Source organism: Oerskovia jenensis, from assembly GCF_016907235.1.
Lineage (GTDB): Bacteria > Actinomycetota > Actinomycetes > Actinomycetales > Cellulomonadaceae > Oerskovia > Oerskovia jenensis.
Genome location: NZ_JAFBBO010000001.1, coordinates 499,559 through 514,502, shown reverse-complemented (window position 1 = coordinate 514,502; position 14,944 = coordinate 499,559). Strand labels below are relative to the sequence as shown.

Below are 14,944 nucleotides of genomic sequence, written 5' to 3'. Positions count from 1 at the left end.
TCAGTCGAAGTTCGGGTCGCCGTTGATGTTGAACGTGTCGGCGACCCACGGGAAGACCCAGGTGAACAGGACGGCCACGACCGCCGCCACCAGGACGAGCGACTGCAGCACCTGCCAGAAGCGGTTGCCCGGCAGGTGCCGGAAGATCCACCCGTACATCACTGCACTCCCGGGTCGTTGAGGACTTGCTCGGGCATACCGTCGGCGCGGTCCATCCAGCCGACGAACTTCGCGTAGGTGATCCACCGGTGGGAGTTGCCGAACTCCCCGAGCGTGGGGGAGTGGCACGTCGTGAGGGTCAGGATCCGCTCGGTCGGCTCGACGCCCGGCTGGTTGGGCACGGGGGCGAGGACCTCGACCTGGCTCGGCAGGACGATCTCGTGGCTCGTGACCTCGTACACGTACCAGGTCGTCGCGGTCTCGACGATGACCTGGTCACCCTCGACGAGCTCGTTGACGAACCGGAACGAGTTGCCGTACGTGCGCCGGTGCCCGGCGAGCGCGAAGTTGCCGACCTCACCGACCTGCTGCGTCTGGGTGTAGTGCCCCGCGACGGCCTTGTTCAGCAGCGCGGTCGTGGTGCCCTGGACGATCGGCATGGTGTTGTCGGTCTTGCCGTACCAGGTGGGGACGATGAGCGCGCCGATCGTCTCGCCCTCGGCGACCGCCTCGGGGACCGGCGGGGCGTCGGTGCGCAGCTCGGCGGCGACCTCCGGAGCCGGCGGAAGCGTCTCCTGGAACTCGGTCATAATGGTCGACGCCGCCTGGCTCGACTGGACCGTGGTCCACCACAGCTGCCACACCACGAACAGCCCGACGATGATGCCGAGCGTGATCAGCAGCTCGCCCAGCACGCCGAACGTCGTGGAGACGACGCCGCCGCCCGAGCGCTCCCGTCTCCGGTTGCTGGTGTGCCTCACGAGCCCCTCTTCTCCCGACCAAGCCCCTGGCGACCCGTGCCGGATCGACCTCACAAGCCTAGTCGGTCGGGCCGGGCCGGGTGGCGCAGGGAGGTGTGCGCACCCGCCACGGACCGCACGGCTCGCGCCGCCGTGCATAGGTGTGTCGACGCGCAGGGCGTCCTGTACCGAGGACCGCACCGGGACCGCACCGGCCGACGACAGCGACCCACGACGGAAGGACGGGCCACCCATGGACGCCATCACCGCGATCTCGCAGCGTGTGGCCGCTCTCGAGGCGAGCTTCCGCACTGCCGGTGCGTCGGCACCGGAGCCGGTCGTGGTCGGGGCCGGTGCGAGGTTCGACCAGGTCCTGAGCACCGTGGTCGCAGGAACGACGGACACGGGCCGGACCCGGACGGCCGACGGCGTCCCCGGCGACCTCGTCGTCTTCGGGAACGGCCAGATCCCGCGCACGGCCCTGCAGGAGGTCGGGACGACAGGTCACCGGCTCTGGGCGCCGGCCGGGCAGGCGCTCGAGTCCCTCCTGGCCGCCGCTGCCCGCGACGGGGTCCAGGTCGGTATCACCGACTCCTACCGGTCGTACGACGCGCAGGTGGACGTCGCCCAGCGCAAGGGCCTCTACTCCCAAGGCGGGCTCGCGGCCGAGCCGGGGACCAGCCCGCACGGCTGGGGCATCGCGGTCGACCTCGCCCTGGACGACCGGGCGCAGGGCTGGATGCGGGCGAACGCCGAGCGCTTCGGCTTCGTCGAGGACACTCCCCGCGAACCGTGGCACTGGGTCTACCGCGCCTGAACGCGCGAGGGGCTCGCGATCGACGCAGCGAGCGGCCGGGCAGACAGAAACGACGAAGCGGACCTGGTCTCCCTGGTCCGCTTCGCCGTTCGCTGTCTCAACGAGTGTCCGGAGGGGGACTTGAACCCCCACGCCCGATAAAGGGCACTAGCACCTCAAGCTAGCGCGTCTGCCATTCCGCCACCCGGACGGGTGTCCTGCTGCCGGTGTCGCCACCGGGTCTCGCACAACGAAGCGGACCTGGTTTCCCTGGTCCGCTTCGCGGTTCGCTGTCTCAACGAGTGTCCGGAGGGGGACTTGAACCCCCACGCCCGATAAAGGGCACTAGCACCTCAAGCTAGCGCGTCTGCCATTCCGCCACCCGGACAGGTGTCAGGTCCCGGCGTTCCCGCCGGGGGCCTTGCGGGGAAAAACATAACACGTTTCGGGCACCGAGCGTGCATCCGGCCCGTGGGGCAGACTGGGGAGCGTCCCTGGACCCGTCGCACCGGTCGGTGCAGGTCAGGGGCGGTTTCACCGTCGGACCGACAGCGGATGGGGTGCTCGTGGCTGAGGACAAGGACGCAGGACCGGACGGCGCCACGGCGTCGAGCTCAGGGGGCGGGGCCGACCGCCCGGCGGCGTCCGTCAAGCACCTGGCCGGGCTGAGCCCCGCGGCCAAGAAGGTCGCGGGAGCGCGCCGCAACCCGTCGGTCGTGGGCGTCGACGACTCGGTGCCGGCCTGGTTGCGGACGAGCGCGGGCTGGTCGTGGCGGATCCTGCTGCTGGTCGCGGCGGTCGGCCTGGTCTTCTTCGCGACGTCCCAGGTGCAGATCGTCTTCATCGCGGTCTTCCTGGCCCTCGTCATCACCTCGGTCCTCAATCCCGTGACCGACTGGTACGCCAAGATCATGCCCCGCGGCCTCGCGACGGGCCTCGCGCTCCTGTCGGCCTTCCTGGTGCTCGGCGGGCTGCTGACCTACGTCGTCACGTCGGTCGCGGGCCAGTGGGAGAGCCTCGCGGGGCAGTTCAACACCGGCATCGAGAAGATCTTCGACTTCCTGGAGAACGGGCCGCTGCCCGTGACGATCACCCCGCAGGACATCGAGACCTGGATCGAGAACGCCCGCACGTGGATCACCGAGCACGGCGGCGACATCGCGAGCCAGGCCGCGGCGAGCGCAGGCTCGGTCTTCGAGGCCTTCGCGGTCCTCGCCCTCGCGATCTTCTGCACGGTCTTCTTCCTGGCCCGTGGCAAGGACATGTGGACCTGGTTCCTCAACCAGCTCCCGGCCCGGTCCCGGGAGACCTGGACGTTCGCCGGGGGAGCGGGCTGGTACACGTTCTCCGGGTATGCCCGCGGCACCGTCATCATCGCCCTCGCGGACGGGATCCTCGCGGCGATCGTCCTGGTCGTCCTCGGGGTGCCGCTCGCGGCGCCGCTCGCGGTCCTGGTGTTCATCGGTGCGTTCATCCCACTCATCGGTGCCCCCGCCGCGATGGTCATCGCGATGGTCGTCGCGCTGGCGGCGAACGGCATCGTCAACGCGGCGCTGGTCGGCATCTTCATCGCCCTCATCGGCCAGTTCGAGGGACACATCCTGCAGCCCCTGGTCATGGGCAAGCAGGTCTCGCTGCACCCCGTGGTGGTCGCGCTTGCGGTCACGTCCGGGACGTTCATCGCGGGCATCCTCGGGGCCGTGGTGTCCGTGCCGCTCGTCGCGGTCGCATGGGCCGTGTTCAGCAGGCTGCGCCGCAAGGACCCGCCCATGGAGAAGGAGATCCCCACGGCCAAGGAGATCGCCCTGTCCGGCAAGGAACGCTCGTCGAACGGCGGCTCGAACGGCAAGGAGAGCGACAAGGCGGTCTCGGCGGAGGCCTGAGGCGAGCGCCGTCGTCGGGCAGGAGGACGGCCCGACGGCGCCGCTCGTCTCGCGCGGTCAGCACCCGCGCGACGGCACCCGGACGAGCGGCGCAAATCGCTCGCCGCCGACCCCGGTCACCTGCCACAGTTCTCGCCATGACCACGAACGACCGGGAGACCACGAACACCCCGGTGACCACGAACACCCGGGCGTCCAAGAACGCGGCGACCCGCCTGACCGCGACCCTGTGGAGCTGGGCCTCGATCCTCGACGACGGCGCCCGCGAGCAGGCCGAGCGCACGTCGACCATGCCCTTCGTCTACCCGCACCTGGCCCTCATGCCCGACGCCCACCGGGGCCTGGGTGCGACCGTGGGCTCCGTGATCCCCACGCTGCGCTCGATCATCCCCGCCGCGGTCGGCGTCGACATCGGCTGCGGCATGGTCGCGGTCCGGACCCAGTACACGGCCGGCGACGTCACCGGGCCCGCGCTGCGCGACCTGCGGCTCGCGATCGAGCGGGCCGTGCCCACGAGCGCCGGCTCCTACAACCAGCGCCTGACCGAGACGGCCGAGGCACGCGTGGCCGAGCTCGAGGCGCTCGCGGACACGGCTGGGTTCGACCCCGTGCGGTACGCCGGGAACTGGCGCCTGCAGCTCGGGTCGCTGGGGTCCGGGAACCACTTCATCGAGGTCAGCCTCGACGAGGAGGACCGGGTCTGGTTCTTCCTGCACTCGGGGTCTCGCGGCGTGGGCAACAAGATCGCGCAGCACCACATCGCGGTCGCGCGCGAGCTCATGGACCGGTACTGGATCGACCTGCCGGACAAGGATCTCGCGTACCTCGTCGAGGGCACCGACGAGTTCTGGGCGTACATCCGCGAGCTGCGGTGGGCCCAGCACTTCGCGCTGCTCAACCGCGAGGAGATGATGGACCGCGTCGTGGCCGCGTTCGACGCCTGGTCGGGGCTCGCCCCGGTCGAGGAGGCCGAGCGCATCAACTGCCACCACAACTTCACCGAGCAGGAGCATCACTTCTCCAAGGACGTGTGGGTCTCGCGCAAGGGCGCGATCCGTGCCCGTGAGGGCGACCCGGGGCTCATCCCGGGGTCCATGGGCACGGCGTCGTACGTCGTCGTGGGCAAGGGGCACCCGCTCGCGCTCGACTCCGCACCGCACGGCGCGGGCCGCGAGTACTCGCGGAGCAAGGCGCGAAAGACCTTCACGCACGACCAGCTCCGTGAGGCCATGGCCGGGATCGAGTACCGCGACACCGACGCGTTCATCGACGAGATCCCGGCGGCCTACAAGTCGATCGACCGGGTCATGCAGGACGCGGCGGACCTCGTCGAGGTCCGTCACACGCTGCGCCAGATCGTCAACGTCAAGGGCGACTGACCGGCCGCCGCGGGGTGCCGAGAACGGGATGGAGGTCGTCTTCCGAGCGGAGACGACCTCCATCCCGTTCTCGACGGCGGCCGGGGACGGCGCCGGGGACGGCCGGGGACAGTGCGAGACGTTCGGATGAGGGGGGTCGGTCCGAACGGGTGAGTCGGGGACCCCCTGGTGGGCGGGAACGTAGAGGGATCAGGGCGCGACCGGTGCCCACCTCACCTCAGGAGCTCGACGATCATGAAGGTTCTTCGTACCGTCACCACCACCGCAGTCTCCGCGGCGCTCGTGCTGGGCGGTGGAGCAGCGGCCTTCGCGGCCGAGGGAGCGGACGCCCCCGAGGCGGGCGCGCCCGCGGCTCCCGACGCCGGCACGTCCAGCGTCGGTGGCGAGCAGGCGGCCCCCGCCGCAGAGGCGCCGACTCCCGAGGCCCCGGCCGCTCCGGCCCCGGTCGTTCCTGCGGCGACGACGCACGCTGCGCCGGTGAACCCGGTCGTGGCACCTGCCCCCGAGGTGCCCGTCGTCGCACCTGCCGTCGAGGCGGCCGACACGCCGGCCCCCGAAGGCACGGCTCCCGAGGCTGACCCCGCCGAGGCTCCCGCAGGGGACCCCGCCGAGACCCCCGCAGCGGACCCGGCCGGGGAGACGGCTCCCGAGGCCGACGCCGTGACCGCAGAGACCGCAGAGACCCCTCCCGAGGCGCTGACCGACGCTCCGGCCGGTGCGTCGGCGTTCGGTGCCCTGCAGGCGACGCCCGTCTACCCCGACGCCGACTACCACCCGCACTGGGAGGACGGCGGCGAGGACGGGTTCGGATGCGACTACTGGTACTTCATGGAGCTCGGTGACGTGACGTCCGGCCGTGACTGGCAGGGCTGGTACGGGAGCCCGCAGCTGCACATCCTGCACCACACGCTCAAGGACGCCGACGGCACGGTCCACATGGTCTACGACCGTGACATCGCGAACTACTGGTACCACGTGTGGTCGGGCGACGAGACCGTGACCCCGGACGCCGAGGGCATCCACTGGGAGAACACGTCGGCCCAGCAGACCGTGCTCGTCAACGGCTACAAGGGCGGCGCGGACGAGGCGGCCCGGGGGATCGACGCGCAGGCGCTCTTCGCGCGGGCGGGTGTCGTGCAGAACTCCGTCACGATCGAGCAGTACCAGTCGTACATCGACAACGGCTGGTGGACCCAGGCCCAGGCCGAGGAGTACGTCGCGTCCGAGAACGCGCGTCGCGCGGACTACACGGCGTACGAGGCCACCCAGTTCGCGGTCTGGTATTTCTCGACCGGCCACGACGTCATGGGCCTGTTCTTCGACGTCGACGACGCCGGTCACGTGACCCTGAGCCAGAAGGCGCTCGACCAGTTCACCGCGCAGGTGGTCCCGGAGAACCCCGACGAGACCTTCCAGTACGACGGCACACGCAACTGGGACGACGCGTACAACCAGAGCGACCGCATGGCGACGATGCAGACCGCGGCCTGGCTCATCGAGCAGGCGCTGACCACGAACGTGGTCATGCCTCAGCCCGGCTTCGTCTCGCACGGGTACCTCAAGAACTCCGACGGTTCCACGGACTACGGCTTCACGGCCTCGCTCGTGGGCGGCACGGGGGACATCCACGTCGAGCTGCGCACCGCCGACGGCCAGGCCGTGCCGGCCGGAGTGACGCTGGTCGACGCGAACGGCGCCACGGTCACGTCGGTGACGCCCGGCCAGCAGGTGTTCGTGCGGGTCCCCGCGGGCCTGGACGTCGCGTCCCTGCCGCAGTTCCAGCTCTGGGGCTCGGCGCAGGGCACCGAGCAGGGCAGCCCGCACTTCTACACGGGCAACGACCACAACAACCACGGCGCGGGCACCTACGACGAGGACGGTCAGTGGAGCCCGACCCAGTTCCCGCACTGGCTCATCGGCCTGGGCGAGCTCGACCAGCCCTCGACCGCGTGGGACTGGGTCGGCATCAGCCTGGCCGACGAGCCCGAGGCGCCCGTGGTCCCCGAGGACCCCACGGAGCCCGAGAACCCGGTCGTGCCGGAGGACCCCGAGGCGCCCGTCGTCGAGACCGCCGCCGTGGACCCGATCTTCCTCGACACCGGGGTCACCGCCACGACCGTCGCCCCGGTGACCTCGAGCGACCCGACCAACCTCGGCCTGACGCGGACCGTCCCGGTCGCTGGCGTGGCACAGGCGGCACCGGCCGTGAACCTCGCCTCGACCGGTGCCGACGCCGGCGCCCTGGCCCTCGCCGGAGCCTTCATCGTCCTGACCGGCACCGGGCTCGTCCTGGCCGGACGCCGCAGGACCCGCACCACCGAGCGCTGAGCGACCCAGCCCCACGCGACGCACGACCAGCCGCCCCCTCCCACCACGGAGGGGGCGGCTCGCCGTCGCGCCCGCGAGGCGTGGGACCGGTCCGTCGCCCGACGCCGGAGCGCACCTGCCGCGCGAGGGTGCGCTCCGCCGTCGGGCGGGCGGGAAGGCGGGACCGAACGTGAGGGGCAGCGCTCTCGGCGCGCGCGATCGGCGCGCACACGACACGCTGGCGGCATGAGGATCGGGATACCTGCCGAGGTCAAGAACAACGAGTACCGGGTCGCGCTCACCCCCGCGGGCGCGCACCACCTGGTCGCCGCAGGGCACGAGGTGCTGGTCCAGGCAGGGGCCGGGACAGGCTCGGCGATCTCCGACGAGGACTTCGCGTTCGCGGGCGCGCGCGTCCTGGGTACTGCCGAGGAGGTCTGGGGGCAGGCAGAGCTCGTGTGCAAGGTCAAGGAGCCCGTGCCGAGCGAGTACCCCCTGCTGCGCGACGACCTCCTGCTCTTCGCGTACCTGCACCTGGCGGCCGACCCCCTCGGCACGGCCGCGCTGCTCGACGCCGGGACGACCGCGGTCGCCTACGAGACCGCCCAGGCCCCCGACGGCTCGCTCCCGCTGCTCGCACCCATGAGCGAGGTGGCCGGGCGCATGGCGACGCAGGTCGGGGCCTATCACCTGATGCGTCCCGCGGGCGGTGCGGGCGTGCTGCTCGGCGGCGTGCCCGGGAGCAGGCCGGGACGGGTCGTGATCCTCGGCGGCGGGACCGCCGGACGGCACGCGGCCGAGATCGCGGTGGGCATGCGCGCCGAGGTCACGATCCTCGACCTGTCGCTGCCCGTCCTGCGTGCGCTCGACCAGGAGTTCGCGGGCCACGTGCGGACCGTGGCGTCGAGCGCGTACGCGATCGAGCAGGAGGTGCTCGCAGCCGACCTGGTGATCGGCGCCGTCCTGGTCGCGGGAGCCAGGGCGCCGCGGCTCGTGACGAACGACCTCGTGTCCCGCATGAAGCCCGGCTCGGTGCTCGTCGACATCGCCGTGGACCAGGGCGGCTGCTTCGAGGACACCCGCCCCACGACGCACGACGAGCCCACCTTCGCGGTGCACCGCTCGACGTTCTACTGCGTCGCGAACATGCCCGGAGCGGTGCCCGTGACGAGCACGCACGCCCTGACGAGCGCGACCCTGCCCTACCTCGCGCAGCTCGCGGACGGCGGGACCCGCGCGCTGCGCACCGTGCCGCTGCTGCGCAACGGTCTGACGACCGTGGCGGGGACGCTCGTCAACGAGCAGGTCGGCGTCGCGCTCGGGCTGCCCTGGACGCCCGTCGAGGACACGTCGGGCCGGTAGCGGGGCACGGCGCGCGGGCGGACCGCCCGCACGGACGCCGTCGGTCCGCTTCCCGAAATGCCTGTCGGCCCCGCGCGAGGCGGTGGCATGCTGTCCGGATGGAGCCTTTCGTCCTCGCCAACGAACGTGTCCACCTCGCGATGCCCACCGCGGCCGACGTGGACCGCATCACCGAGCTCTGCCAGGGAGCGGAGGTCGCTGCCTGGACCACGGTGCCCAGCCCGTACACGCGCGCCGACGCGGCCACCTTCATCGAGGGCGTCGTGCCCGAGGCGTGGCGCACGGGCCGCGGGAACACGTGGGCGATCCGCCGCCCGGACGCCCCGCACGGACCCGTCCTCGGCATGGTCGGGATCACGCTCGACTCCTCGCCCACGCACGACACGTCGGCCGAGATCGGGTACTGGCTCGCGCCCGAGGCGCGCGGCGAGGGGCTCATGACGGAGGCCGCGCGCCTGGTGGTCGACTGGGCGTTCGACCCCGAGGGGCTGGGGCTGTCCCGCATGGTCTGGACCGCGTTCACGGGCAACTGGGCCTCGCGCCGCGTCGCCTGGCGACTCGGGTTCCGGGTCGAGGGCACGGTGCGGGGCCACGGCATCCAACGGGGCACGCGTCGGGACGCGTGGATCGGCACGCTCCTGGCCGACGACCCGCGCGAACCGGTCGAGCCCTGGCCGTCCGCCGAGGCGAAGGACCACGTGGGGCAGACGCGGGCGCGCTGACGCGGCCGGGAATGATGTCGTGGGCCGGGGGCGCGCCGGGTGAAGATAGGACGCATGACGAGCACCCTCGACCCGGCCAACCCGTTCGCCGCGGCGTCCACCCTCCCGTACCAGCTCCCCGACTTCACGACGATCCGCGAGGAGCACTACCTCCCCGCCCTCCGCGCCGGCATGGAGGCCGAGCGCGCGGAGGTCGAGCAGATCGTCACCAACCCCGAGGCGCCCACGGTCGCCAACACGCTCGAGGCCCTCGAGTCCGCGGGACAGCTCCTGACCCGCGCGGTCACGGTCTTCTACAACGTCGCGAGCGCCGACTCGACACCCGGCCTCGAGGACATCGAGGAGACCGTCGCGCCCGAGCTCTCGGCGCACCACGACGCGATCTACATGGACGCGCGCCTGTACGCGCGGGTCCGGGCGCTCCAGGACGCCGTCGACGCCGGTGACCTCACGCTCGAGGCCGACACCGCGTGGCTCCTGCACACCCTGCTGGTCGACTTCCGCCGATCGGGCATCGAGCTCGACGCCGCCGACCAGGACCGCCTGCGCGAGCTCAACGGGAAGCTGACCTCGCTCGAGGCCGCGTTCGGCCGCAAGCTGCTCGCGGGTGCCAACGCCGCGAGCGTCCTGGTCGACGACGCCGCCGACCTCGAGGGGCTGCCCGAGGACGCGATCGCCGCTGCCGCCGCGGCCGCCGCGACGCGCGGGCACGAAGGCAGGTACCTGCTCGAGATGCAGCTCCCCACGCAGCAGGGCGTCATCGCCTCGCTCGCGCGCCGCGAGACCCGTGAGCGCGTCCAGCAGGCGTCCGTGACGCGCGGCGCGACGGGCGACGACAACGACACGCGCCAGATCGTGCTCGACCTCGCGCGCCTGCGGGCCGAGCACGCCCGCCTCCTCGGGTACGACCACCACGCGGCGTACATCGCCGAGGACGCCACGGCCAAGACGACCGGAGCCGTCAACGCGATGCTCTCGCGCCTGGCCCCGGCGGCCGTCGCGAACGCCCGCCGCGAGGCCGGGGACCTCGAGGTCGCGCTCGCCCGCGAGGCCGGCGACGGCGCCGAGCTGCGCGCCTCGGACTGGGCGTACCTCGCCGAGCAGGTCCGCAAGGAGCGCTACTCGCTCGACGACGCCGCGCTGCGTCCCTACCTCGAGCTCGACCGCGTCGTGACCGACGGCGTCTTCAAGGCCGCGAACCTGCTCTACGGCATCTCGTTCGCCGAGCGCACCGACCTCGTGGGATACCACCCCGACGTCCGCGTGTTCGAGGTCTTCGACGGTCCGGTCGGTGAGCGGGACCAGGGCCTCGGGCTGTTCCTCGCGGACTTCTACACGCGCGAGTCCAAGCGTGGCGGCGCGTGGATGAACAACCTGGTCGACCAGAACCACCTGCTCGACCAGCCGCCCGTCGTCGTGAACAACCTCAACATCGTCAAGCCCCCGGCGGGCGAGCCCACGCTGCTCGTGTGGGACGAGGTCATCACGCTCTTCCACGAGTTCGGCCACGCGCTGCACGGGCTGTTCTCGGACGTGCGCTACCCGTCGCAGTCGGGTACCGAGGTGCCGCGCGACTTCGTCGAGTACCCCTCGCAGGTCAACGAGATGTGGGCCTGGGAGCCGACGATCCTCACGTCCTACGCGGTCCACCACGTCACGGGCGAGCCCCTGCCGACCGCGTGGGTCGAGACCATGCTCGCCTCGCGCCTGTTCAACGAGGGCTTCGGGACGACCGAGTACCTCGCGGCCGCGCTGCTCGACCAGGCCTGGCACCAGCTCGCCCCGGAGCAGGTCCCCACGAGCGTCGACGAGGTCCTGCCGTTCGAGGCCGCGGCCCTCGACGCGGCCGGGGTCGCCTTCGCGCCCGTGCCGCCGCGCTACCGCACGACGTACTTCAACCACGTGTTCGGCGGCGGCTACTCGGCCGGCTACTACTCCTACATCTGGTCCGAGGTCCTCGACGCGGACACCGTGACCTGGTTCGAGGAGAACGGTGGCCTCCACCGGGCCAACGGTGACGCGTTCCGCAAGAAGCTCCTCGCGCGCGGCGGCTCGGTCGACCCCATGGTCGCGTTCGCGGACCTGCGCGGCCGCGACCCGGAGATCGCGCCGTTGCTGACGCGTCGCGGGCTCGACGCGTAGGCGCCCCCTTCGCGCCTGGTGACCGTGGTGCGCGAGGTGGACCTCCCGGGTCCACCTCGCGCCGGCGGTCCCACCGGGCGCGTCGTCGGGCGTGCTCGGGCGCGGTCGGGGTCCGGTCAGGGCACGGGTGGGGGACACCCCTGATGTGCCCGACGGCGACCCCTCCCTAACCTGGAGGCGAGCCGCCACCGGTGGTTCCGAGGCAGCAGGAGCGTCCCGGCCCCGTCGTGACCCGAGGAGAACCCGCAGCGCATGACCGCCACGCCCGACGACGCCGTCGCCCCCGCACCGCCCGCCGACGGCCGTGCCGCGGCCCGGCCGGGGCCACGTCCCCGGCGGCGCTGGGTCGTGGTCGTGGCCGGGCTCCTGGCTCTCGCGGTCGTCGGGGTCCTCGCGGGTCTCGCGGTGGCCTTCACGCGCGGCGTGACCTCGACGGCCGGGGACGTCGAGTTCACGCGCCCGCTCGCGATCCCGCCGCTCGCGGCCTCGACGGTCGAGGACGGCGTCCGGGTGTTCGCGCTCGACCTGCAGGAGGGCGAGACGGACCTGGGGCAGGGCGGCCTCACGCCGACCCTCGGCGTCAACGGCTCGTTCCTCGGCCCGACGGTGCGGGCGACGCGTGGTGAGCAGGTACGCATCGACGTGACCAACTCGATGTCCGAGACGAGCACGTTGCACTGGCACGGCATGAGGCTGCCCGCGGTCATGGACGGCGGCCCGCACCAGCAGGTCGAGCCGGGGCAGACGTGGTCGCCGACCTGGACGATCGACCAGCCCGCGGCCACGCTCTGGTACCACCCCCACCTGCACGGGCGCACGGCCGACCACGTGTACCGCGGGCTGGCCGGGCTCTTCCTGCTCGACGAGCCCGCGGGGTCGCCCGAGGCCGCGGTCCAGGACGGCCTGCCGCACGAGTACGGCGTCGACGACGTCCCGCTGGTCGTGCAGGACAAGAAGTTCCACGCCGACGGCCGGCTCGACGACGCCGACCCGTTCCTGTCGACCACGGGGGTGCGCGGTGCGGTCGTCCTGGTGAACGGCACCGCGAACCCCTCTCTCGACGTCACGACCGAGCGGGTCCGGCTGCGGATCCTCAACGGATCGAACGCGCGGATCTACGACTTCGGGTTCGACGACGGTCGCGACTTCCAGGTCGTCGGCTCGGACGGTGGTCTCCTCGACGCCCCCGTCACGACCGACCGTCTCCAGCTCTCCCCGGGGGACCGGGCCGAGATCGTGGTCGGGGTCGTCCCGGGGGAGCGCACCGTGCTGCGCAGCTTCGCGCAGGACCTCGGTGCGAACCCCTTCACGGCGCGCTTCTCGGGCGGGGACGACACGCTCGACGTCCTCGAGCTGCGGGCTGCGGCCGAGCTCGCGCCCACGGCTCCCGTGCCCACGACGCTCGCGAGCGTCCCGGTGGCGGACGAGGGGGACGCGACCGTCACGCGCCGCTTCGAGCTGTCCGGCACGTCGATCAACGACCTGGACATGGACCTGCGCCGGATCGACGAGGTCGTCGACGCCGGGGCCACCGAGGTCTGGGAGGTCACGGGCATCGACGACACCCCGCACAACTTCCACGTCCACGACGCGCAGTTCCAGGTCCTCGACGTCTCGGGCGAACCGCCACCTCTCGATCTCCGAGGGTGGCAGGACACGGTCTACGTCCGCCCCGGCAAGGTCACCCGGCTCCTGGTCACGTTCGGCACGACGCCCGACGCCGACAGCCCCTACATGTTCCACTGCCACCTGCTCCGCCACGAGGACCAGGGGATGATGGGGCAGTTCGTGGTCGTCGACCCCTCGGCCGCCGCGGGTACGGCGGGGCGCCCCGCCCCGGGGGACCTGCTGCCGGGGGTGGGCGACGACGTCGGGCACGAAGACGCGCACACCGGTGCCGCGCCGCGCGGCGGGACCGGGCCGCGGCTCCCCGCCCAGGGCGCCCAGGAGCACACCGCGACCGGCGACCACGGCTGAGGTCCGACCACAGCCCTGCCGGACCGGTGCCCACGGGGCGAGACACTCCGGCAGAGCCCCGGAGCGTGCCGCGACAGCGGGTACCGTGTGGCCATGACGAGCCATGCCCACCCCGCGAACCCGCCGCAGACCCACCCGACCGCCGAGCAGGAGGTCGCGCGCATCTGCCAGGACCTGCTGCGCATCGACACCTCGAACTTCGGTGACGGGTCGGGACCCGGCGAGCGCGCGGCGGCCGAGTACGTGATGGCCTCGCTCCACGAGGTCGGTCTGAGCCCCGAGCTGTTCGAGTCCGCGCCGGGTCGCGCGAGCGTCGTCGTCCGGCTGCCGGGCCAGGACCCCACGCGCCCCGCACTGGTCCTGCACGGACACCTCGACGTCGTGCCCGCGCAGGCGTCGGACTGGTCCGTGGACCCGTTCGCGGGCGAGGAGAAGGACGGGCTGCTGTGGGGGCGCGGCGCGGTCGACATGAAGGACATGGACGCGATGATCCTCGCGGTCGTGCGCCAGATGGTCCGCGAGGGCCGCAAGCCCGCGCGCGACGTCGTCGTGGCCTTCTTCGCCGACGAGGAGGCCGGCGGCACGTACGGCGCGAGCTGGGCCGTGGACCACCGCCCCGAGATCTTCGAGGGCGCGACCGAGGCCATCAGCGAGGTCGGCGGGTTCTCCGTGGACATCGACGGCAAGCGTGCCTACCTGCTCCAGACCGCCGAGAAGGGCATCGCCTGGCTCAGGCTCGTCGCCGAGGGGCGCGCGGGGCACGGCTCGCAGGTCAACGCCGACAACGCCGTGACGCACCTCGCCGCCGCGGTCGCACGGATCGGCGCCTACCAGTGGCCGTACACCATCACGCCCACGGTCGACGCGCTGCTGCGCGGCGTGGCCGAGCTGACCGGCCTGCCCTACGACCCCCGCGACGAGGCGAGCATCGACGCGCTCGTCGCGGCCCTCGGCCCGGCGTCGCGATTCGTCGGAGCGACCGTGCGCCACACGTCCAACCCCACTCAGCTCGGTGCGGGCTACAAGGCCAACGTCATCCCCGGGCGCGCCGAGGCCGCGATCGACGCGCGCCTGCTGCCCGGCCACGAGGACGAGGGCTTCGCGGTCATCGAGGGGCTCGTGGGCGAGCACGTGCGGATCGAGCCCATCCACCGCGACATCTCGCTCGAGGTGCCCTTCGAGGGCGACCTGGTCGACGCCATGATCGCGTCGCTGCACGCCGAGGACCCGGGCGCCACGGTCCTGCCGTACACGCTCTCCGGTGGCACCGACAACAAGTCGCTCGCGCGGCTCGGCATCACGGGCTACGGGTTCGCCCCGCTCCAGCTCCCCGCGGACCTGGACTTCTCCGGGATGTTCCACGGGGTCGACGAGCGCGTGCCCGTCGAGTCGCTGAAGTTCGGGGTGCGCGTCCTGGACCGCCTGCTGCGGACCTGCTGAGCGTGCCGGGAGCCGTCGCCGGGCGTGAACACGCCCG

General features: G+C 72.4%; 11 protein-coding genes and 2 tRNA genes. 9 read left to right on the top strand and 4 right to left on the bottom strand.

Translation table 11 applies throughout. The annotated features are described in order from the left end of the window. Positions 1-159 carry a hypothetical protein gene (locus JOD49_RS02355; protein WP_191791314.1) on the bottom strand — a complete coding sequence of 53 codons (159 nt, stop codon included), beginning with the start codon at positions 157-159 and terminating at the stop codon, positions 1-3. Then, entirely contained in the window at positions 159-920 is a 762-nt protein-coding gene (locus JOD49_RS02350; protein ID WP_307822321.1) for a class E sortase, read from the bottom strand. Before JOD49_RS02350 ends, JOD49_RS02355 begins: the two co-directional genes overlap by 1 nt. Positions 921-1,152: 232 nt before the next feature. On the opposite strand from JOD49_RS02350, the gene JOD49_RS02345 reads away from it, so the two are divergent. Beyond that, positions 1,153-1,716: a M15 family metallopeptidase gene (locus JOD49_RS02345; RefSeq protein ID WP_205305814.1), complete on the top strand. Its 564-nt coding sequence runs from the start codon at positions 1,153-1,155 to the stop codon at positions 1,714-1,716. A gap of 105 nt (positions 1,717-1,821) precedes the next feature. Here the strand turns inward: JOD49_RS02345 and JOD49_RS02340 are convergent. Both JOD49_RS02340 and JOD49_RS02335 read right to left on the bottom strand, forming a co-directional pair. Then, positions 1,822-1,906, bottom strand: a tRNA-Leu gene (locus JOD49_RS02340). Between the two features lie 92 nt (positions 1,907-1,998). Then, positions 1,999-2,083 (bottom strand) — tRNA-Leu (locus JOD49_RS02335). Positions 2,084-2,360: 277 nt separating this feature from the next. On the opposite strand from JOD49_RS02335, the gene JOD49_RS02330 reads away from it, so the two are divergent. The 8 genes from JOD49_RS02330 to JOD49_RS02295 all read left to right on the top strand — a co-directional run bounded on the left by JOD49_RS02330 (position 2,361) and on the right by JOD49_RS02295 (position 14,907). Next, the gene (locus tag JOD49_RS02330; RefSeq protein ID WP_239525488.1) at positions 2,361-3,578 is read left to right on the top strand and encodes an AI-2E family transporter; all 1,218 of its coding nucleotides are present in this window, start codon (positions 2,361-2,363) and stop codon (positions 3,576-3,578) included. A 137-nt stretch (positions 3,579-3,715) separates the two neighbouring features. Next, positions 3,716-4,957 carry an RtcB family protein gene (locus tag JOD49_RS02325; RefSeq protein WP_205305813.1) on the top strand — a complete coding sequence of 414 codons (1,242 nt, stop codon included), beginning with the start codon at positions 3,716-3,718 and terminating at the stop codon, positions 4,955-4,957. A 234-nt stretch (positions 4,958-5,191) separates the two neighbouring features. Continuing rightward, the gene (locus JOD49_RS02320) at positions 5,192-7,285 is read left to right on the top strand and encodes a hypothetical protein (protein WP_205305812.1); all 2,094 of its coding nucleotides are present in this window, start codon (positions 5,192-5,194) and stop codon (positions 7,283-7,285) included. 225 nt (positions 7,286-7,510) lie between these two features. Further along, positions 7,511-8,626, top strand: coding sequence for an alanine dehydrogenase (ald, locus tag JOD49_RS02315; protein ID WP_205305811.1), 1,116 nt, complete (start codon positions 7,511-7,513; stop codon positions 8,624-8,626). Positions 8,627-8,724: 98 nt separating this feature from the next. Further along, positions 8,725-9,348 carry a GNAT family N-acetyltransferase gene (locus JOD49_RS02310; RefSeq protein ID WP_205305810.1) on the top strand — a complete coding sequence of 208 codons (624 nt, stop codon included), beginning with the start codon at positions 8,725-8,727 and terminating at the stop codon, positions 9,346-9,348. A gap of 54 nt (positions 9,349-9,402) precedes the next feature. Next, complete coding sequence (locus tag JOD49_RS02305) at positions 9,403-11,490, top strand: M3 family metallopeptidase (protein ID WP_205305809.1); 2,088 nt, start codon at positions 9,403-9,405, stop codon at positions 11,488-11,490. Between the two features lie 252 nt (positions 11,491-11,742). Then, positions 11,743-13,467, top strand: a complete 1,725-nt coding sequence (locus JOD49_RS02300; protein ID WP_205305808.1) for a multicopper oxidase family protein — start codon at positions 11,743-11,745, stop codon at positions 13,465-13,467. Between the two features lie 93 nt (positions 13,468-13,560). Continuing rightward, on the top strand, positions 13,561-14,907 hold the full coding sequence (locus JOD49_RS02295) for a M20/M25/M40 family metallo-hydrolase (protein ID WP_205305807.1): 1,347 nt from the start codon (positions 13,561-13,563) through the stop codon (positions 14,905-14,907). Positions 14,908-14,944: the final 37 nt, after the last annotated feature.